General features: G+C 56.7%; 21 protein-coding genes. 7 read left to right on the top strand and 14 right to left on the bottom strand.

All coding sequences use genetic code 11. The features are described 5' to 3' along the window. Positions 1-3 precede the first annotated feature (3 nt). From ACPLPM_RS06010 to hypB, 13 genes are all read right to left on the bottom strand, one after another. Entirely contained in the window at positions 4-294 is a 291-nt protein-coding gene (locus ACPLPM_RS06010; RefSeq protein WP_424359338.1) for a 50S ribosomal protein L37ae, read from the bottom strand. Beyond that, positions 294-1,076, bottom strand: coding sequence for an exosome complex protein Rrp42 (rrp42, locus tag ACPLPM_RS06005; protein ID WP_424359337.1), 783 nt, complete (start codon positions 1,074-1,076; stop codon positions 294-296). Before rrp42 ends, ACPLPM_RS06010 begins: the two co-directional genes overlap by 1 nt. Next, positions 1,069-1,830, bottom strand: a complete 762-nt coding sequence (rrp41, locus tag ACPLPM_RS06000; protein WP_424359336.1) for an exosome complex exonuclease Rrp41 — start codon at positions 1,828-1,830, stop codon at positions 1,069-1,071. Before rrp41 ends, rrp42 begins: the two co-directional genes overlap by 8 nt. Next, positions 1,823-2,503 carry an exosome complex RNA-binding protein Rrp4 gene (rrp4, locus tag ACPLPM_RS05995; protein ID WP_424359335.1) on the bottom strand — a complete coding sequence of 227 codons (681 nt, stop codon included), beginning with the start codon at positions 2,501-2,503 and terminating at the stop codon, positions 1,823-1,825. The genes rrp41 and rrp4 overlap by 8 nt, the downstream gene beginning before the upstream one ends. 15 nt (positions 2,504-2,518) lie before the next feature. Continuing rightward, positions 2,519-3,214 (bottom strand): ribosome assembly factor SBDS, encoded by a 696-nt coding sequence (locus tag ACPLPM_RS05990; RefSeq protein ID WP_424359334.1) that lies wholly within the window; start codon positions 3,212-3,214, stop codon positions 2,519-2,521. A gap of 6 nt (positions 3,215-3,220) precedes the next feature. Continuing rightward, a complete protein-coding gene (gene psmA, locus ACPLPM_RS05985) occupies positions 3,221-3,994 on the bottom strand; it encodes an archaeal proteasome endopeptidase complex subunit alpha (protein WP_424359333.1) in 774 nt (257 codons plus the stop codon). A gap of 8 nt (positions 3,995-4,002) precedes the next feature. Continuing rightward, positions 4,003-4,524, bottom strand: coding sequence for an Rpp14/Pop5 family protein (locus ACPLPM_RS05980; protein ID WP_424359332.1), 522 nt, complete (start codon positions 4,522-4,524; stop codon positions 4,003-4,005). Further along, positions 4,521-5,243, bottom strand: coding sequence for a ribonuclease P protein component 3 (gene rnp3, locus ACPLPM_RS05975; protein WP_424359331.1), 723 nt, complete (start codon positions 5,241-5,243; stop codon positions 4,521-4,523). The genes ACPLPM_RS05980 and rnp3 overlap by 4 nt, the downstream gene beginning before the upstream one ends. After that, a complete protein-coding gene (locus ACPLPM_RS05970; RefSeq protein WP_424359330.1) occupies positions 5,230-5,661 on the bottom strand; it encodes an RNA-binding domain-containing protein in 432 nt (143 codons plus the stop codon). The genes rnp3 and ACPLPM_RS05970 overlap by 14 nt, the downstream gene beginning before the upstream one ends. Beyond that, complete coding sequence (locus tag ACPLPM_RS05965) at positions 5,658-6,248, bottom strand: 50S ribosomal protein L15e (RefSeq protein WP_424359329.1); 591 nt, start codon at positions 6,246-6,248, stop codon at positions 5,658-5,660. The genes ACPLPM_RS05970 and ACPLPM_RS05965 overlap by 4 nt, the downstream gene beginning before the upstream one ends. A 202-nt stretch (positions 6,249-6,450) precedes the next feature. Next, complete coding sequence (locus ACPLPM_RS05960; protein WP_424359328.1) at positions 6,451-7,806, bottom strand: YncE family protein; 1,356 nt, start codon at positions 7,804-7,806, stop codon at positions 6,451-6,453. Between the two features lie 340 nt (positions 7,807-8,146). Then, on the bottom strand, positions 8,147-9,367 hold the full coding sequence (locus ACPLPM_RS05955; protein ID WP_424359327.1) for a YncE family protein: 1,221 nt from the start codon (positions 9,365-9,367) through the stop codon (positions 8,147-8,149). A 362-nt stretch (positions 9,368-9,729) separates the two neighbouring features. Then, on the bottom strand, positions 9,730-10,377 hold the full coding sequence (gene hypB, locus ACPLPM_RS05950) for a hydrogenase nickel incorporation protein HypB (RefSeq protein WP_424359326.1): 648 nt from the start codon (positions 10,375-10,377) through the stop codon (positions 9,730-9,732). 332 nt (positions 10,378-10,709) lie between these two features. On the opposite strand from hypB, the gene ACPLPM_RS05945 reads away from it, so the two are divergent. The 7 genes from ACPLPM_RS05945 (at position 10,710) to ACPLPM_RS05915 (ending at position 17,910) form a co-directional block, all read left to right on the top strand. Beyond that, entirely contained in the window at positions 10,710-13,226 is a 2,517-nt protein-coding gene (locus ACPLPM_RS05945; RefSeq protein ID WP_424359325.1) for a PAS domain S-box protein, read from the top strand. A gap of 636 nt (positions 13,227-13,862) precedes the next feature. Next, positions 13,863-14,171: a signal recognition particle subunit SRP19/SEC65 family protein gene (locus ACPLPM_RS05940; RefSeq protein ID WP_424359324.1), complete on the top strand. Its 309-nt coding sequence runs from the start codon at positions 13,863-13,865 to the stop codon at positions 14,169-14,171. A 116-nt stretch (positions 14,172-14,287) separates the two neighbouring features. Beyond that, positions 14,288-14,944 carry a histidinol phosphate phosphatase domain-containing protein gene (locus ACPLPM_RS05935; protein WP_424359323.1) on the top strand — a complete coding sequence of 219 codons (657 nt, stop codon included), beginning with the start codon at positions 14,288-14,290 and terminating at the stop codon, positions 14,942-14,944. A gap of 216 nt (positions 14,945-15,160) precedes the next feature. Continuing rightward, a complete protein-coding gene (locus ACPLPM_RS05930; RefSeq protein WP_424359322.1) occupies positions 15,161-15,400 on the top strand; it encodes an H/ACA ribonucleoprotein complex subunit GAR1 in 240 nt (79 codons plus the stop codon). Positions 15,401-15,413: 13 nt separating this feature from the next. After that, positions 15,414-16,427 (top strand): transcription initiation factor IIB, encoded by a 1,014-nt coding sequence (locus ACPLPM_RS05925; RefSeq protein WP_424359321.1) that lies wholly within the window; start codon positions 15,414-15,416, stop codon positions 16,425-16,427. An 80-nt stretch (positions 16,428-16,507) separates the two neighbouring features. Then, on the top strand, positions 16,508-17,299 hold the full coding sequence (locus ACPLPM_RS05920) for a sulfite exporter TauE/SafE family protein (protein WP_424359320.1): 792 nt from the start codon (positions 16,508-16,510) through the stop codon (positions 17,297-17,299). 8 nt (positions 17,300-17,307) lie between these two features. Continuing rightward, positions 17,308-17,910: an amino acid kinase gene (locus tag ACPLPM_RS05915; RefSeq protein WP_424360041.1), complete on the top strand. Its 603-nt coding sequence runs from the start codon at positions 17,308-17,310 to the stop codon at positions 17,908-17,910. A gap of 62 nt (positions 17,911-17,972) precedes the next feature. Here the strand turns inward: ACPLPM_RS05915 and ACPLPM_RS05910 are convergent, their stop codons facing one another. Next, entirely contained in the window at positions 17,973-18,572 is a 600-nt protein-coding gene (locus ACPLPM_RS05910) for a DUF2150 family protein (RefSeq protein ID WP_424359319.1), read from the bottom strand. Between the last annotated feature and the right edge of the window lie 34 nt (positions 18,573-18,606).

Below are 18,606 nucleotides of genomic sequence, written 5' to 3'. Positions count from 1 at the left end.
CGATTACTCACCCTTGACAGTGGTCGCGAGCTTGCTGATGGTGCGGGCTGCCGTCTTGCCGCTCGGGGTCTGGGGCAGGTAGGTGCCGCCAGTGTACGAGTACTTGCACTTGATGCAGGACCAGATGCCGGTGCCCTCTCTCCATACGGACATGCGTCCGCACTTCGGGCACTTGTGAGCCTGCCTCATGTTCCCTTCGATGTCGGCGACCAGGTTGCGTGCCTTACGGCCGTACCTGCAGCCGAAACGGCCTGCGCTGCGGGTCTTCCTTCCCTTTGCACTTTTTGTTACCATTACTGAATTCCCTCCAGTTTTTCTCTGAGTACGTTCGCCTTCTCTTTGGCAAGGCGAATGATGTGATTAATCTGATCTGGCGTCAGGGTTCCAACGCCGCTCTTCTGCATGCCCGAGATGGCGCCTTCCTTGTTGGTGATCACCGTCAGCTTGCAGGGCGCTACACTTTCCTCGTCCAGGCTCGGATCGAGCATGATTGCGCCGCCGATGTTGATCGCCGTAACGCCGATTGGCACGTCGTTCAGGGGCAGCTTGACGTCCTCGCCGAGGCCAAACTTGGAGTTCGGGATCCTGGTTGCCTTCAGCGCTGCGATAGCGCCGAGCGAGGCCGCATCCATCAGGTTGCCATCGTGGTCCAGAACGTGGACATCGATGAAGACCATCCAGACTTTCTGACCACTTTCAATACATAACTTAGATAAATCAATTGCGCCTGATTCGCGCACCCCACGGTCTACGACACGTGCGAGCTCAATCGCGTCCTCACGCGGAGGACCGCTTTCGAACGTCGGGGATGCCAGCGGCACAAGTTCCAGGTTAGTAATGATGACACCGGAGTCCGGGGTATCCGGGAAAGGTTCGCCGGGCTGGACTTTCACACCAACGACGACCTGAGAGTCGCCGATCTTGACCCTGGCGGAGCCTTCGGCCTTGTTGATTACGCCGGTCTCCACTGAGATGGGGCGGAACTCATCGAGTTTACGACCGTCCGCTCTGTCACCCTGATTGGCGAGGCTGTATATATAGTCTCGCTTGATTTCTGCGATAACATCTTCACTCATTGGTCTCGCCTCCCGCTTCGGGAACATCCACTGCAATCGGGGCGACGCCTCTCGCGTACTTCTCGACCAGCGCCTGCTTCTGCAGCTCGTGGAGCTTCTTGCAGCCTTCGATGGCCATGTTCATGGCGGTGCTGAACTCGTCCGAGGTCAGGTGGCCGTCCATCTGGCACAGCGTAATTTCGCCGAACTGGTTCATAGCGATGGGCAGGTCGGCCTGGCCGTAGTTGTCCTCGTCCTTGTTGAGGTCGAGCACGATCGTGTCATCTGCCTTACCAACTGCGCATGCAGAAACCAGGCACTTCATCGGGATGCCTGCGTCTGCGAGCGCGACCGATGCGGCGTTGATGCCCGCAACACGGGTGCCTGCGTCGGCCTGCAGGATTTCGACGAAGATGTCGATAGCCGATCTGGGGTAAAGCTCTTTAAGGACGACGGACTCCAGCGCCTCTCTGCTGACCTTGGAGATCTCGATGCTTCTCCGGTCCGGCCCCGGCCTCTTCCTCTCTTCAACGGAGAACGATGCCATGTTGTACCTGTAGCGTACGATGGCGTTAGATGCCTGCTGCAGGTGCCTCGGGTGCACTTCTCTGGGCCCGTACACGGCGGCCATGACCTTGTTGCCGCCAAACTCTAGATAGCAGGAGCCGTCTGCACGCTTGAGCACTCCTGCCTGGAACTTGATGGGGCGTAAGTCGAACGGCCCTCTTCCGTCCAGCCTCTTCCCATCCACGATTAGTTTCTCTGGCTTACTCATTTTGATTCCTCATAACTTCAAGCTCGTTTTTCAGGTACTCCTTGATCTTGTCAGTCAGGCCCGACGTATGCGCCTCGCGTTCGATCTTGAAGATGGTGCGGATGGCGAGGTCTGCCTTCTTGTCATCTCCCTTGAGCCATATCCTGCCGTTCTGCCCGACAAAAATGCTGCAATCTAAATCTTTCATGAGCATCTTAATCATGGAGCCATTGCGGCCGATCACCCTTGGGATCTTCACGTGGGAGATCTCGATGACCCTGCCGTCCTTGAGAATTTTCAGGTGTTCCTCCCGCAGCGTGAGCTCAACCTTCATCGACGGGTCAACGTCGGAGATTTTGGCGATGATCAGCTCACCTTCGTGGAGGTACTTGGTCATGTTGTTCTGGTCCACCCTCTCCGGGTACTCCGATGCATGGAGCAGGCCCTCGTAGGGGGAGTTTATGTCGACGATCCAGTTGGAGAACGTCACGTCCGTGACCTTCCCGATGACCAGGTCGCCCCGGGCCGGAATGTACCTGCCCGATAATGGGATGACTTTGATGCTGTTCCGGCGGTCTACCAGGCCGAAGTTGGCCGCGTATACTTTGCCGTCCTGCACATAAGTGCCGTGGCTCGCGAGTTTCGGGTCCTCTCCGAGCAGATCGCCTGGAACTACCAGTTCTCTTTCAGACATGTCTATTCCTCTTACTCAGCGGAGCAGCTTGGTCTCTGCCTCACCCTTGCTCAGCTTGTTGACGAGATCGTAAAATTCGGGCTGCATGCCCGCCGGTATCTGGATAACGCCAATCCATGTGCCATTGTTTTGCCACTCATCGCGCACAAGCTTGCCGAAAGCCGTGATCTCCCCGAAAGCCCTGGGTGCATAGTTCCCGGGTATCTTGACGGCGATCTTGACTTCCTCGAAGCGGATGGGGATGATGGGCCGAATGGCTTTCATCGTTATGTTGACGTTCTCTTCTACTGATTTGGTGAGATCGATGTGGACGCCCGCCTCTTCCATGGCACGCTCGATGCGCTGTGGCGGATGAGGAGTCATAGTTTGCGGGTTGATCGCGTTCCGAGATATAAAGGTGACCACCTGGCGCCGCTTCTCTTCCATCATGCGGTGCCTCTGTTCGGCGGTCAGGTTGATCTCGCCTTCTGTGATGATCTTGCGGGCGATCTCGAAAACGACGGTGGTACCAAAGGCCTTCACCAGGTCTTCTTCCGGCACCCGGTCGCCCCTGGACGCGTTGGAGAAAACGTCTTCAACGGCCAGGATATCCTCGATCTTGATCGGCGCACCACGTTTTAGTTCCTGTGCACCATCGGGGTCGACGAGGATCTCGAAGTGCTCACCGTGAGTCTTCAGCCTCGCTACGACCGCGTTGTCGAGCGTCACCATACTTGATCACTCTTCTCTCTCTGGCCTGGCCGCCGCTTCTGCTTCCGGCTTCTTTATATCTGCCTTTGCTATATAGTCTTTGACTTCGCTCTCCGACAGCTTGCGGAACTTGCGGGTCGCCGCGTCGATGATGCCGATCTCGATGGTCGGGATCTCGGCCTTGGCTTCCATCGACTTGTACAGGGCCTTGATGCCCAGGATGACTGCCTCTTCCAGAGACATATCTGTCCGGTACTGGCTTTCCAGCATTTCCATGACGGTGTTCCTGTTGGCGCCTATGGAGACAGCTTTGTACTCGTACAGGGCACCGGAAGGGTCAGTCTCAAACAGGCGCTGGCCGGACTCGTCGACGCCGGCGATAAGCAGGGCGCTGCCGTACGGCCTCATGCCGCCATACTGGGTGAGCTGCTGGATATGATCAGAAATCTTCTTCGCTAAGATTCCGATGCTGATCGGCTCGTCGTAGGTGACGTGGTTAATCTGGGCTTCAACGCGTGCCCGGTCGACCAGTGCGCGCCCGTCGGCCACAAGGCCTGAGGCCACGGCGCCTATGTGATCGTCGATCTTGAAGATTTTTTCAATAGATTCTGCCTCGAGCAGCTTGGTGGAGATCCTCTTGTCCACCAGCAGGGCGATGCCATCTTTCGATTTCAGGCCCATGACGGTCGCTCCCCTGCGGACCGCCTCCTGCGCGTAATGAACCTGGAACAGCCGGCCGTCTGGGCTGAACACGGTGATAGCCCGGTCGTAGCCCATCATCTGTGGTGTCATCTGCTGCATCTTGTCTTTCACTCCTGTTGATTAGTTACTGTGTCAGAAGAGGTCAGGCTGAGATAGCGGGTGTTCCCGCGTTTCAGCACCTCCCTTTCGTCCGGAACAATATCAATTTCATCTCCCTTCTCCCTCACTGCAATTCCGGACATGCGCCCATGGCGAATTTGTATAGAAAGGATATTAGTGGAAGCTATGTTTTCTGGAACAATATATTTTTCTGTTGCAGCCCGTATCGTACCCGATACGCCGGAGATAAAGATGTGAGCGCGAGTGCCTTTTATGACATACACAGTGGCAATAGCCGCCCTGGCAAGCTCCACAGCCCCGTGGTTTACCCGCATGATGCCCCGGATACCGTCGAAGTCCATGAGCCTGTAGCCGATCTCGCTGCTGCCGGCATCCCCCAGAAGGGTCTGGGTGGCGAAGTAAAGCTCGTCCAGCAGCACCTTCCGGTCGACGGGATCGCCGCTCTCGGTGATGACCTTGAAAGCGATGTACCGCTTCTTTTCCCGCAGGGAAGAGGGTAATATCTTCATTCGTCGCCTCCCTGTTTCTCGACTATCTCGACGCCGTCCATGACGTAGCCGGCCGAAGACCGGCGGATGATCTGCTCAGGATAATAAGTGAGGCCTTTGATCGCCTCGGCCTCGTTCAGGCCGAACAATCTCGCCATCGCGATCATGCTGCGGGCGTCTCGCAAATCATAGTGAGACATAGCCCCGGAAGTGATCACGTAGGGAGCCCCGTATTTTCTGACGAGGGCAAAGTTAGCCCGGTAGCTGGAGAGGGTGCGGACCCGGGTCCCGCCCCGGATGTGAATGATCGGATTAAGGCTGAACTCTATGGCGACCTGCTTGTCGGCTGCCAGCCTGGCTATGATGTGGTTGATGCCGCTGGTCTTGCCGCCGTCGTGCGGGTGGGTGAGCACGTCGGCTCTGCCATCCTCGCAGGCGGCCCGGTTGATCGCCTCGTCGCCCCCGTGGACGGCGAGCACTTCGACCCGGTTGCGGTACTTTTCTACCAGCCGGCGCATTTCGTTAGCGTTTGCCGGCACCACTTCCACCCCCCGGAGCACCCGGAAGCCCTTCGGCAGCGGCTCCTTAGCATTGTAGAAGTCGTGATGGGGTGAAGCACAGATCCCTGACAGGCCCAGTTTCCCGGCCTCGAGGGCCATTCTCGAGACGGAACTCGAGCCCTCCGGGTAGGGGTGGGTATTCAGGTCGTAATAGTGTAGCTCTTGCTCACTCGCCGGCATTGAAGTAGTCCTTGATCAGCTTGAGCCCCAGCTCGTACTTAGCGGGGTATGCGGCCACTTTGGCCTTTAGCGCTATTGCATCCTCAGCGTACGTGATCCTCACGTCGCCGAGATAGGCGTCCTGCTTGGACAGGCGCAGGAAAAAGGTGCAGTCTTCACTGACCCTCTCCGGAAGCTCCGAGATCAGCTCCTTGAGGTCGGCCTCCGGCAGCTTGTCACGTAAAAATTGCATGTACTGCGTCGCGGCCTTCTTTTCCAGCCGGGCAGTAAAAATAGTGATAGGGTTGCCGAAGTAGCCTTCGGTCTCGAGGGTTTCGATCGGAGTATCCTGTGGAAGAACGTTCTCGAGGGCCTGTCTGACCCTCGAGGGTTCCTCTGTTGAGTGTGCCTGCGTTCTGAACAGGATATAGTGGATCATTTGCCCCTGCGGCCGTGAGCCTGGACGGACGGGTAGTTCTTCTCGGTACCCTTGCCCTTCCTTCTCTGGCCTCTGCCCTTCTTACCAGCGCTGGTCAGGCCTCTCTCTGCCCTTCCGCGGTGGGTGCCCTTGGTAATCCAGGACAGGTTCTTGTCGCTGGCGATACCCGGGTGGTGGGGGTCTACGAGGATTACCTCATACCACTTGTGCTTGCCGTCCTGGCCGACCCAGTAGGAGTTCAGAACTTCCATGTTGGGGAACTTGCGGCTGGTCCTGACCTCGGCCATCCTCTGAATGCTGATGCGCCTGGTCAGAGTCCTGAGACCCATGTGCTTGGACTTCCTGCCTCTGGAGTACCTGGACTTGCGGCGGCCGCCGCGGCGGATGTGCGCCCTGGCGACGATGATGCCCTGCTTGGCCTTGTAGCCAAGTGCTCGCGCCCTGTCGAGCCTGGTGGGGCGGTCGATCTTGACAACTGTGGGCTCCCTTCTCCATTCCTGGAGGCGGTCCCAGAATAATTCGCCGACATACGTCTTGCTGGGGTTCTTCCAGGCATCGCGTATGTAGCTGTATGCTGACTTTACCATTAGTTTCGTGTCTCCTTTGAGTAGTGTTTCGTGGTTCAACCTATCCTATCCTGATGGATAGGCCACATCCCGGCGGGAACGGATCCCGCGACTGAAACCGTTGTGACAATAAACAGGTTCTATAATATAAATATTTCGTATTGCCCGGGCGCTAAATCATTACGTGAGCGCCCTGATACAGGGCGCTTTCGAGGAAACCGGATTACCTCAGACGCATCTTTTTAAGAGCATCCCGTAAGGGACCGAGGAGTACGACTGCTCCGAAGCCTAACAGAGGCACACCCAGGCAGCTCAACGGATTACCGGAGTCATTCGATGGCAGCGGGACCGGAGTGGGTGTAACCCCTGCCGGAACAGACGGAGAGGTCGTGGCGCCTGCCACCGGAGTAACCTGGGGGGGTACTACAGTCGGTGAAACGGGTACTTCGGCAGGGGTGGGAGTAACCGGGATTGGGGTAGGTGTTACCGGCACCGGAGTTGGCGTTACAGTCTTCCGGACCAGAGCCAGTTTGTTAACCGGACCCGAAGCAGTGATGTCTGTGACGCTGCCGCTCCCGGCATCGACGATCGAGTAGCCCCTGTCGTTCGATAGATACAGCCTGCCACCATCGGGAGATATAGCCCCATACCGGATATTGACATTATCCAGCGTGTACAGGCGGGCAACCTGGAAGCCTATGGCATCGTATGATATCAGCCCCCCTTCCCCGTTGTAGAATGCCAGCACGTATGCCTGGCTTCCGTCCGAAGTCACGACGATGTCGGAAGGTACCGGGGGAACGTACATCGCCCGGCTCTCGGAGGTGTCAGTCACCGGGAGGCTCATCGCCAGGAGCTGGCTGGTACCTTCGAGAGGCTTGCCAGAGGCATCCGCCCGGTAGACGCCCAGCCACAGGTAATCCCCGGCAGGAGTGATCTCCATCGACGCCAGGCGATATTTCTCCTCCGCTGCGTTACCCGAGCTGTCGGCGGCATGCAAGCCCAGCGCTTTCAGTTTCTCCCCCGTCTGCGCGTCAAAGATCAGGAGAGCATAGTCAGCCGAAGAGATCGATGCCGCATCGCTTCCCCGCCCGTAGGCGCAGCCCGCATAAAGCCGGCTGCCGTCGGGGCTTACTGCAAGATATACCGGCAGGTAGCCATCAACTTCAGGATCGTCAGAGCCGGGGTTGGCCTGGATAGTGCGGACCAGGGTGAGATCAGGGTCGTAGACGCTGATTAATCTGTGGTAGCTGTCCGCCACGTAGAGCAGATTATCCTTTCCGGTCACCATGCAGGAGACATGAGAGGCGGCGCCCGGGTAGCTTGCCGATGCAAAGATCGTGTCGGTCGAGGTATCCAGGGCTTCGAGAGAGTTATCTGCCGCCGCATAGATGCACCGGCCGTTGCTGCCCACTGCCATGGCAGCCCATGAGCCACTGCCAGGTATCGTCTTCTCGATAGTCCCGACTTCGGCGTCAAAAATCCGCAGGCCGGCATCCCCGCCGGTCACGTATAGATAATCAGTAGTGTCTGCAGCGATTGCTGCCGGGCTTAAAGCTCCTGCCAGCAGTAGCATCATACAGGATGTAAGGACCGCGATCGCCCCGGGTCGCAGCCGTAAAGTATCATTTGAGGTCACAGAGTCACCAGCCGGCTTTTTACCAGCCCTTCATGTGCGGACAGCATTTGAGCTATACGAATAAATAGATAGCTATGGCATGGCTGGCGACGGCCTTACTATGATGAAAATTACAGACAAATGCCGGATCGGTTAACACTACGTACACGACGGCCACGACGTACACAACGTTTTATTATAAAGCTGACTACGCAGACTATTTGTATTAACGTCGTGTCCGTCGTGTACGTTGTGTCCGTCATGTTAACCATTCCAGACTGTCAATACGTTCAGGAAATGACTACTTCAGCCTCTTTCTTCGAATAGCGTCCGCGACTGGCCCGATTACTACAATACCGCCCAGCAGGGGTAGCAGCAGTCCCAGGCAGCCGGCGGTGCTCTTTGACCCGGGCGTCGGGGTTACCGGAGCCTCGGTCGGCATTGCAGTAGCATCTACCGGCACTTCGGTCGGCGTCGGCGTAGCGGGCTCGACGGTCGGCACTGGAGTGGCAGGCTCGGGGGCCGGGGTCGCCGGGACAGGAGTCGGAGTGGCGGGAGGAGCGTAGAGCTTGCCGTCTATCCGGGCAACGGTCAGCTCATCCACGGCCAGGTCAGTCTGGACGTTCTTAGCCGAGAAGTCGGAGACCGTGATCTTGCTGACGATGCCGAGTTCCGACACGACGTAGACGCTGCGTCCGTCAGAGGTGACGACGACACGGTGCGGGTACAGCGCCGTATATACGTCCTTCATCCAGCCCTTCTCTTCGGTATCGATGACCGACACGGAGAGGTCGTCCCGGTTGGCGGTGAAGACCAGCCTGCCGTCCGGGGATACGCAGATGCTCTGCGGATTGGGCCCGGCGTGCGTGGACCATTCTTCAGACATATCGGCAGTCTTAATGGCCTTGACTGTGCCCGGGTTCGTATCGCCGGTCACCACGTACAGGTAGGTGCCATTCGGGTCCAGCGCCATCGCGTTGACGTTTCCGAAGCCCGACTCGCTAACCCGGTTTCCTGTGCCCGTTTCGTAGGTCTCGATGCGATTGCCGGTAGAGATATACAGCACCTTGCCGTCAGGGCTTACTTCGATGTGCTGCGGGCTCTTGCCCGAAGTGACGTTGATCTGGGACAGCCGACCATAATCGCCGACCCCGAACACGTAGATGACGGGTTGTGCTTTGTCCGCCACGAAGAGCCGGGTGGCGTCGCCGCTGACCTTCATCTCTGCGATAGAGAGATTCTGCGTGCCGTTTATCCGGCCGGTCACCGCATTACTGGCAGTATCGATGACGTTGATTCCGTGCTTGTCCGCCACGAAAACGGTTTTGCCGTCAGGAGTAGCCGAGATTGCGTGCGGCTCGATCAAGCCTTCGATAATCGGGCCCTTCTGGTTGTTTTCCGTGTCGACCGTCCGGATGTTGAAGGAGATCGGGTCGACCATGTACAGATAGTCGTGCGGCGTGCCGGCCGTAGCAGTTAAGGCCAGAGAACCCAGGCCGAGTGACGATGCGATTATGACCATAAGCACTACCGAGAGGATTCTTTGACAAGCTTTCTTCCCACCCATTGTAACCGCCCCTTGAGCAAGCTCTTACGTGAAGGGTATGGGCCACGAAGGTATAAGGTTTACTGTATGCCGGGCAAATGGCGAAAGATCGCCGGAGCTTAGAAATTTTTAAAAGAAAAAGGAAAGGCCTTGCGGCCGGATTGTAAGAGAGAAAAAGGTATTAAGGGCTCAGAAGGAAGAACTTACTTCTTCTTCTTTGCGTCCTTTGCCTTCTCGTCCTTCTTGGGCTTGCTGCCGCAGCCGCATCCACATCCTGCCATCAGAATCACCTCTTTCAAGGTTGTTTATGCTTGATAATCGCTCATCGTACAAATACTTTATTTTACGATGAGATCGGCCAGCTCGTCGACGCCGGCGCCTTTCTTGAGATTTGTCTTCAGGATCCGGATGTTCGAGTTGTGGCGCTTCATGTCCTTTTCCATGCGCTCGACGCTGGCTCCGACGGCCTCTGCGAGGTCTACCTTGTTGATGATGCCGATCTCGCATTCCCGGAACATGGCCGGGTGCTTGTTGACGACGTCGTCGCCTTCGGTAACCGAGACGATGACTACGCGCTTGTGGCTGCCCACGGGGAAGTCGGTGGGGCATACCATGTTGCCGACGTTTTCCACGAGGAGAATGTCGAGGTCGTCCAGCGGCAGGTGATGGAGAGCGTGGTGCACCATGTGAGCGTCGAGGTGGCACTCGGTGCCCGTGTTGAGGTTCTCGACCGGTATGTTGAGCGAGTGAATGCGCTGGTAGTCGTCGTCGCCGTAGCAGTCCCCGACGATAGCGCCTACTCTAAAGCCCCTGGCTTTCAGTACCGGAGTCAGCTTCTCGACCAGCATGGTCTTGCCGGAGCCTACGGCTCCGAGAATGTCTATGGCTTTGATGCCGTGATCGTTGAGGTGCTCGCGGTTTTCTTCTGCCTGCCTCTTGTTGGCCTCTGTGACGCTTGCCCCTACGTTAACCTGAATCTTATGCAAAATATCACCGTGAAGATTTTAGATCAATCACGGCATGATCGATGAAATATTTGTCGCCGCCGGCGCCGCTGCGCCGGGGCAAGAGCAGGAGCCCCCGTACCATAAAGTTTAAAGTCGGTGTCGACGAAGCTAGTTAGGAATCGGCATAAGCTTCCCTGGTAGCGCCTCCGCCGCAGATGACCCGAGAGGAGTGTGGGAAGCTTTCGAAAGGGACGCCGAGGCGGATTCTACTTTCGATTTGGGTAGAAGAAGTATATAACAGAAAAGAAAGATAATGGCACATTGTTTGTGATCATCAGGCATATGCTGCAGTCTGTTGAGGCGAAGTGAAGATGGTTAATGCACGCTTGTTAGTGGTGGAAGACGAGAGCATTGTCGCGAAGGACATCCAGCACCGGCTGAGAAACCTCGGGTACGAAGTGCCGGCAGTTGTTGCTTACGGTGAAAAAGCCATCGAGAAAGCTGCGGAGCTACAGCCGGATCTGGTACTGATGGACATCTTCCTGAAAGGAGAGATGGACGGCATCCAGGCGGCGGAAGAAATCAAGCGGCAGTACGACATACCGGTCATTTTTCTCACCGCATTTGCAGACCCTAACACCCTTCAGCGGGCCAAGGTCACCGAGCCTTTCGGCTACATTCTGAAGCCCTTCGAGGAGAGAGAGCTGCTCACGGCCATCGAGATGGCCCTGTACAAGCACAAGATGGAGAAGAGGCTCAAGGAAAGCGAGCGGTGGCTGTCTATCACCCTCAGGAGCATCGGGGACGCCATCATCACCACAGACATGGCGGGCAGGATTACGTTCATGAACCTGGTCGCCGAAAACCTGACCGGCTGGAAGCAGGAGGAGGCGCAGAGCAAGGAGCTGTTCGGCATCTTCAACCTGATAGACGAGGCCGGGAAGACCCTGGAGAGCCCGGTCACCCGGATCATCAAAGACGGCGCAGCCGCCATCCAGCAAAATGACGTCATCCTCATCGCCCGGAACGGAAACGAGATCGCCATCGACAGCAGCGCTGCGCCCATCAGGGACGACAAGAACAACACCATCGGCGCCGTGCTGGTCTTCCGGGACATCACAGAACGGAAGCAGACAGAGGAAGCGCTGCAGTTTACCCAGTTCTCGGTGGACCACGCGGCCGACGCCGCCTTCTGGGTCCGGGAAGACGGCCACTTCTTCTACGTGAACGACGCCGCCTGCCAGTCCCTCGGCTACCGCCGGGACGAGCTGCTGAAGATGGGCGTGCAGGACATCAGTGGAGATATCTCGCAGCAAAGCTGGCCCGAGCACATGAAGCTGCTCAAAGAGCACGGCAGGTGGACCTTCGAGTCGCTGCACCGGAGAAAGGACGGACAGGCCTTCCCGGTAGAGATTACGACCAACGTCCTCGAGTTCAACGGCCGGGAATACATCTGCACGTTCGCCCGGGACATCACCGAGCGGAAACAAGCTGAGCTGACCCTGAAAGAAAACAATCGCCACCTCGAGATCATCAGCTCCATCACTTCTACGATCAACAAGTCGGACAACACCAGAGATATGCTGGATCACGTGCTCCGGGACATCCTGAACCTGCTCGAGATCGACTCCGGCGCCATCTACCTCTTCGACTCGGACGACGCGTCGGAGATGAAGCTCCGGGCGGCCGTCACCCGCTTCGAGAGAGGCAAGGTAGTCAGGTACAGGCAAACCGTCCCCGGAATCACCATCGTAGACCAGGGCAGCATATTTTATAGTGACAGCACCCAGTACCTGCACGAAAGCGACGGCACCAGGGCAGTCACCAACGTGCCGATATCCGTCAAGGATAAAGTGGTCGGTATAATGACCCTCTCTTCCGGGAGAGACCTCGAAGCCAACGATACCCGAGAGCTTCTCAGCATCAGCTCCCAGCTGGGCATCGCAGTGGACAACCACAGGCTCTTCAAGAAGATACAGGACACCAGCAACTACCTGTCCAGCATCATCAACGAGTCGCCCGACCCCATGCTGACCACGGATGCCTCGGGCCTCATCGTCTCGTTCAACCGCAGCGCTTCGAGGCTGTTATCATACCCCCAGGACGAAGTCGTAGGCCGCCCGGTCAACTCGCTGCTGCCGCCCGGAACGACGCTGGACCTCGGAGACAGCAAGAGCTACGTGAGAGAGTTCAAGTGCAAAGACGGCTCAGTCATCAAGCTAACCACGTCCACGTCCAAGCTATACAAGGACGGAGTCAAGAGCGGCTTCATCATCACGCTCAAGGACCTCTCGGAGATCACCGGCCTGAGAGTCGTGCCGGTCACCGAGAACTCGACCTCGGTCGACACCTCGTCGGCATACAGGTTCGAGCCAGGCGTCATCTACCTGTTCGACAAGAAGAAGAGACAGGACTACATGGAAGTCTTCGCCGACCAGGTGAAGCACAACATCCAGGGCCTGTGCATCACCAGGCAGAACCCGAAAAAGATCAGGGAAAAATACGGCATCGAAAAGACGCCGATCATCTGGCTCAACAGCGGCGAAGGAGCCCCCGGCGAAAGCATCATCAAGCCCGACAACATGACCAGCTTAGGCGCGACGGTTTACAAGTTCATGTCCGAGGCCAAGGACGGCTTAATCCTGCTGGACGGCATGGAATACCTGATGATGCGCAGCAGCTACGAAACCCTGCTCAAGTTCATCCACTACCTGAACGACCGGATCATGATGAGCAACAGCAGAGTCGTCTTCTGCATCGACACCAAGACCATCGACGAGCGGCAGCTCCACATCCTCATGAGCGAGATGACGGACTTCGAGAAGGTCGCCACCTCGCCCGACCACGTCCTCAAGGTGCCGGCACCCATGCCCAGGACCGACGCCTGAGTTTTTATCCGCTCTATCAATTTTTCTACTGCAGCGACACATCGAGACGACAAGTAGTAACCACGGCGGCATGGCTATTTATCCTGACTACTGGAGAGCAGATGTTCTAACCACGGCGGCACGGAGACAGTGCGAGAAACGATGGCAGGATGGTTATTTGAACCACAGCGGCACGGCGGCACGGAGACAACCGTACCCGAATAGCAAGGCTCCTTTTTTATTGATCCACGGCGGCACGGCAGACTGACGACACGGAGACAATCCGCTTATTGTTACGATACTGGAGAAACCGGCAATTACCATAGAAAGTCGTTACCGGCTTTGTGATCATAATGAGATACTGAAACACCTGGCCAGTAAACCGTTTTTATATAATGGACTGTCTCCGTGTCGCCGTGGTCTTAAAAGGGAGTACTCTGTTACGTCATCGCATTCGTCTCTGTGTCGCTATGCCGCCGTGGTTTCAGTTACCACCTGGTTTTAGTAGATCGCATTATCTCCGTGTCGCCGTGCCGCTGTGGTTAAACTATTTGAGCTTGTTATTGTATCTCGCCATGCCCGAGTCGCCATGGTGAGTAGAGCACCCGCGCTTTCAGCCCGAAAGCCATATAGAGCATGGCGGTTTACATAGTACCGATGCAGCGCGAAGAGATGAAAGAAAAGCACCAGATAGTGATATGGCCCGTGTACCTGGACGCGAATAAGGCCCGGAACGAGGGCAGGCTGACGCCCATGTCGTGCTCGGTCAGAGCGCCGCGGATATTTGAGATAGTCAAGGCCGCAGAGAAGCTCGGGCTGCACCCGGAGCAGGTAACAGACAAAGCCCACCCGGCCACGTGGGCGGACAAGAGCGGCCATGTGCTTATCGACAACATCGGGCCTAAAACCGACCTGCTGCGCAGGATAGGCACAGAGATCATCCGCATGCGCGGCGGCAAACAATAATTTTTTAAATCGCCGTGCCGTTGTGCCGTCGTGGTTTCGGTCGTTGTGTTCGTTGTGCCGTTGTGGTTTCTCCCGGCCACGAAAAGCATTAATAGACCTATGAATTACTTTCATTCATGATCGACCTCCACACGCACTCCCTTTTGAGCGACGGCGAACTCTTGCCCAGCGAGCTAGTGCGCCGGGCTAAGGTTATTGGCTACGAGGCTATCGCCATCACCGATCACGCCGACTACACGAACCTGGAGCGGCTGATCGAAGCTTCGAAGAAAGCCCGTGTTCTGGAGGAGAGCTACGGCATTGTCGTCATTCCCGGAGTTGAGCTGACGCACCTGCCGCCGGAGCACATCGCCCCGCTGGCGAAGAGGGCGAAAGAGCTGGGCGCTGAGATCGTGGTGGTTCACGGAGAGACACCTGCGGAGCCTGTCGCCCCGGGCACGAATAAGGCGGCGGTTAGCTGCAAGGACGTGGACGTGCTGGCGCACCCGGGTTTCATCACGGTCGAAGAGGCCAGGCTCGCCGCCGCGAATGGCATCCTGCTGGAGATCACGGCGAGGGGCGGCCACAACATGACGAATGGCCACGTGGCGCGCACCGCCAGGGAAGCGGGGGCCATGATGATAGTGGACACTGACTCGCACGCGCCCGGGGATCTCATTACCGGCGCAAGAGCCCTCGCGGTAGCACGGGGCGCAGGCCTGAGCGAGGCAGAAGCGGCAGCGACGAGGGAAAACGCCGTGCGCAAGCTGAATTTTATCGTGGGCCGCAGGTGAGCGGGCACAGGCGCTGGAATAGGTAATATCCTTACAGTACAGGCAATTTCGAAAGTTTTAATATGCCCTGGCCCCATAGTAGTAATTTAACGCACTAATTTATGGAAAATGCGCAGATAGCGCCGGTATATTCCGATATAGCATAGCATATTAAGTATTGCGTAAAGTTTTTATAGTAACACATAAGACTATATATAGTTTTGGAAGTGACGTTTTTTGAAACGACTTGGCACAGTATTACATTTATCCCCGCATGGCCACCTGATCATCAGGCTGGAAGAAACGTCGCTGCCCAGGATGAACGCGAAGGTAGTTACGAAAAAAATGGACAGAGTTGGCACTGTTTATGATATTTTCGGGCCGGAGAAAGCCCCTTATGTCTCCGTAAAGCTGGATAAGAAAATGCCGAAAGCCAGTGTACAGGCGCTGGTGAACGAGAGAGTATTCGTCGCGTAGAAGGTGTATTACCGTGGCAGAAATAGAAAAAATTAGAGAGATTGAGAAGCGAGAGGTTTCCAGAGAGAAGACTCTCGAAAGAGTGAAGAAGGAGACCGAAAAGACCGGTGAAAGCGAAGAGCGCATCATGGAATGTCCCGAGTGCGGCTCTCGCCAGCTTGTGCACGACTACGAGAGAGCAGAACTCGTGTGCAACGAATGTGGCCTCGTGGTCGACGAGGACTTCATAGACATGGGCCCTGAGTGGAGGGCATTCGATCACGATCAGCGCATGAAGCGCTCCCGTGTGGGCGCACCCATGACCTTCACCATTCACGACAAAGGTCTGTCGACCATGATCGACTGGAGGAACCGGGACTCGTACGGCAAGTCCATCTCCTCCAAGAACAGGGCACAGTTGTACCGTCTCAGGAAATGGCAGAGGCGTATCAGGGTATCCAACGCAACGGAGAGAAACCTGGCATTCGCGCTGTCGGAACTGGACAGGATGGCATCTGCGCTGGGCCTGCCCAGGAACATCAGGGAGACCTCTGCAGTCGTATACAGGAAAGCAGTTTCCAAGAACCTGATCCGTGGCAGAAGCATCGAAGGTGTCGCGGCAGCAGCACTCTATGCAGCCTGCAGGCAGAACGGCGTACCCAGGACGCTCGACGAGATCGCAGAAGTGTCGAGAGTCAGCAGGAAGGAAATCGGCAGGACCTACCGGTTCATATCCAGGGAACTCGGCCTCAAGCTCATGCCCACGTCGCCCATCGACTACGTCCCGAGATTCTGCTCGGGGCTGTCGCTCAAGGGTGAAGTGCAGAGCAAGGCAGTGGAGATCCTGAGGCAGGCAGCAGAGAAGGAGCTGACCAGCGGCAGAGGCCCGACGGGCGTCGCAGCGGCGGCCATCTACATCTCGTCCATTCTCTGCGGCGAGCGCAGGACCCAGCGCGAGGTCGCCAACGTGGCGGGCGTGACAGAAGTCACCATCCGTAACAGGTACAAGGAACTCGCAGAAGAGCTGGACATAGAGATTATTCTCTAAGCCAGAGCTTCTCCTTTTTGCTTGCCCGGAAACGGGCAAAGCATTTTTCTTATTCAAGTCTGATATCATAACCGTTTACAATGCTGTCAGCCATCGACGTCATACTGTTTCTGATCACGGGCCTGGTGGCCGGCTCGTTCGGCGGCCTGCTGGGCCTGGGAGGTGCGGTGATCCTGGTGCCGGTGCTGACGCTGGGCTTCGGCCTGCCGGTGCACCTGGCGATAGCAGTATCCCTGATCTCCAATATCTTCGTCTCGCTGACGTCTGTCATCAGCTATAATCGCAAGGGACTGTTGCACAGAAAAACGATATTGATCATGAATGCCGGTTCCATCGGCGGAATACTGATTGGTACGCTCGTTGCAGCCCACAGCCCGGCAGAAGCGATCAAGGTGATCTTCGGCTGTTTCCTCCTGGTCCTCATCGCAGAGGCGCTGCTGGTCAAAAGGGAGCTCGATCTCGGGCAGGGGAAAGAGCCAGAGCGCCTTAACGTGCCGGCGTTCTCAGTATTAGGCTTTTTCATGGGGCTGCTCGGGGCGCTGCTGGGCATCGGGGGAGGGACGATGGCCGTGCCAGTACAGAACGCGCTGCTGAAAGTCCCGCTTAAGAACGCGATCGCAAACTCTCTCGCCACGATCGTCGTCTCAGCCTCTGTCGGGGCCATCGCGTACTTTATCGTGGGCTCGGGGACGCTCTTCTCCGCTTCTGATGCTCTGCTGACGGCTGCGGCCATCGTGCCAGGGGCGGTCCTCGGAGCAAAGCTGGCCACCATGGCGTCGGACCGGTTGCCGATGAAGTACATAAGGTATATTTTTTACCTGGTGCTACTCTATATCTCGTATAACATGATAAGAAGCGGCATGGGCTGGTAACTTTGATCGTGCTGAAGATCGGCGGAAGCCTGTTTGATCATTCCCGGGCGCTGGTAAAGCGCATCGCTGACGAAGAGTTAGACTTAGACATACTCATCGTCCCGGGCGGAGGCGAGTTCGCGGACGGAGTGAGGAAAGTGTACCAGGAGAGGCCGCTTTCCGACGATGCCGCCCACTGGATGGCGGTCCTCGCCATGAACCAGTACGCCTATTACCTGGCCGATGGCACCGACCTACAGCTTACGGATTCCCTGAAAGGCAGCGGCACCAGAATCGCCCTGCCCTACGAGATCCTGAGGAAAGATGATGCGCTCCCCCACACATGGGATGTGACCTCGGACACCATCGCCGCCTGGATGGCCCGCAAAATTGGAGGCAGGCTGATCAAAGCCACGGACGTCGACGGCATCTTCGCAGGCGGCAAGCTTTTGGAGACCGTAGAAGCTTCCCGGCTCCGCGGCACCGGCGAAACCTGCATTGACATGGCGCTGCCAGAGTTTCTGATGAATAACAAACTGGATGCTTTCGTAGTGAACGGCCTGCACACGGCCAGAGTTTCGAAGGCCATCAGAGAAGAAAAGACGACAGGTACGCGGATACTGGGAAGATAAGCATTTGTTAGGCAGTTCGCATAGACTATCTTTTTAAAGAAAAAGGAAGGAGCGTTTTTAGCTCACTCTTCATCGTCGGCTTCGTCCGTGTAGTCGATGCCGCCTGCGAGTACCGCAGCAATGGAGTCAAGGCCGTCGATCCCTTCTGCAACCAGGCTTTCCGGGGCAACCTTCTCCAGCGCTTTCTCGCTGTCGAACGACTTGCCTGCGAGTACAAGAGCGCCGGCTTTGCTGACCAGCTCGAAGGTCTTGTCCATGTCCTCGGCTTCCTCGGCCTTGAAAGCCTCGATGATGAGCTTGGTCGGGTCTGCTTTGGCGTCAAAGTCGCCGGCTACGAAGAATTCCGCCGCCCCGAAAACGGCCACAAGTGCCCGCTGTACGGATTCGATCATCTCGTCTTTGTCGGGCTCCATGGGCTCCACGGGAGAGAGGACCATCTGTTTCATGTTCTCCAGGTTGGCTGCCGCATCCTCTTTGGTGATGTACTTGCGCTGGAGCTTACCCGTGATCTTGCAGATCGCCAGGATGACGTCTTCTTCCATGTCCAGGAAGACGATGCCTTCCCTGCCGAGGCCTTCTGCGCTCGGGTCAAACTTGAACTTGCTCTCTCTAACCTGGTTGATCCAGTTGTTCCATCTTTCCTCGGAATAAAACATGAGCATTAATTATCTCCTTCCGTCTAAATCCATACATGAA

The sequence above is a fragment of the Methanocella sp. MCL-LM genome (assembly GCF_049676595.1).
In the GTDB taxonomy this organism is placed as follows: domain Archaea; phylum Halobacteriota; class Methanocellia; order Methanocellales; family Methanocellaceae; genus Methanocella_A.
Note: the sequence above shows the minus strand (reverse complement) of the source record. Positions and strands in the feature narration are given on the sequence as shown.

Coding starts and splice junctions, on each gene's coding strand:
- ACPLPM_RS05980 (WP_424359332.1), bottom strand. CDS start 4,524: ATGAAGATATTACCCTCTTCCCTGCGGGAAAAGAAGCGGTACATCGCT.
- rrp4 (WP_424359335.1), bottom strand. CDS start 2,503: ATGTCTGAAAGAGAACTGGTAGTTCCAGGCGATCTGCTCGGAGAGGAC.
- psmA (WP_424359333.1), bottom strand. CDS start 3,994: ATGCAGCAGATGACACCACAGATGATGGGCTACGACCGGGCTATCACC.
- ACPLPM_RS05990 (WP_424359334.1), bottom strand. CDS start 3,214: ATGGTGACGCTCGACAACGCGGTCGTAGCGAGGCTGAAGACTCACGGT.
- ACPLPM_RS05955 (WP_424359327.1), bottom strand. CDS start 9,367: ATGGTCATAATCGCATCGTCACTCGGCCTGGGTTCTCTGGCCTTAACT.
- ACPLPM_RS05910 (WP_424359319.1), bottom strand. CDS start 18,572: ATGCTCATGTTTTATTCCGAGGAAAGATGGAACAACTGGATCAACCAG.
- ACPLPM_RS05970 (WP_424359330.1), bottom strand. CDS start 5,661: ATGATCCACTATATCCTGTTCAGAACGCAGGCACACTCAACAGAGGAA.
- rrp42 (WP_424359337.1), bottom strand. CDS start 1,076: ATGAGTGAAGATGTTATCGCAGAAATCAAGCGAGACTATATATACAGC.
- ACPLPM_RS06010 (WP_424359338.1), bottom strand. CDS start 294: ATGGTAACAAAAAGTGCAAAGGGAAGGAAGACCCGCAGCGCAGGCCGT.
- rrp41 (WP_424359336.1), bottom strand. CDS start 1,830: ATGAGTAAGCCAGAGAAACTAATCGTGGATGGGAAGAGGCTGGACGGA.
- ACPLPM_RS05935 (WP_424359323.1), top strand. CDS start 14,288: ATGATCGACCTCCACACGCACTCCCTTTTGAGCGACGGCGAACTCTTG.
- ACPLPM_RS05940 (WP_424359324.1), top strand. CDS start 13,863: ATGCAGCGCGAAGAGATGAAAGAAAAGCACCAGATAGTGATATGGCCC.
- ACPLPM_RS05945 (WP_424359325.1), top strand. CDS start 10,710: ATGGTTAATGCACGCTTGTTAGTGGTGGAAGACGAGAGCATTGTCGCG.
- ACPLPM_RS05960 (WP_424359328.1), bottom strand. CDS start 7,806: ATGATGCTACTGCTGGCAGGAGCTTTAAGCCCGGCAGCAATCGCTGCA.
- ACPLPM_RS05920 (WP_424359320.1), top strand. CDS start 16,508: ATGCTGTCAGCCATCGACGTCATACTGTTTCTGATCACGGGCCTGGTG.
- ACPLPM_RS05965 (WP_424359329.1), bottom strand. CDS start 6,248: ATGGTAAAGTCAGCATACAGCTACATACGCGATGCCTGGAAGAACCCC.
- rnp3 (WP_424359331.1), bottom strand. CDS start 5,243: ATGCCGGCGAGTGAGCAAGAGCTACACTATTACGACCTGAATACCCAC.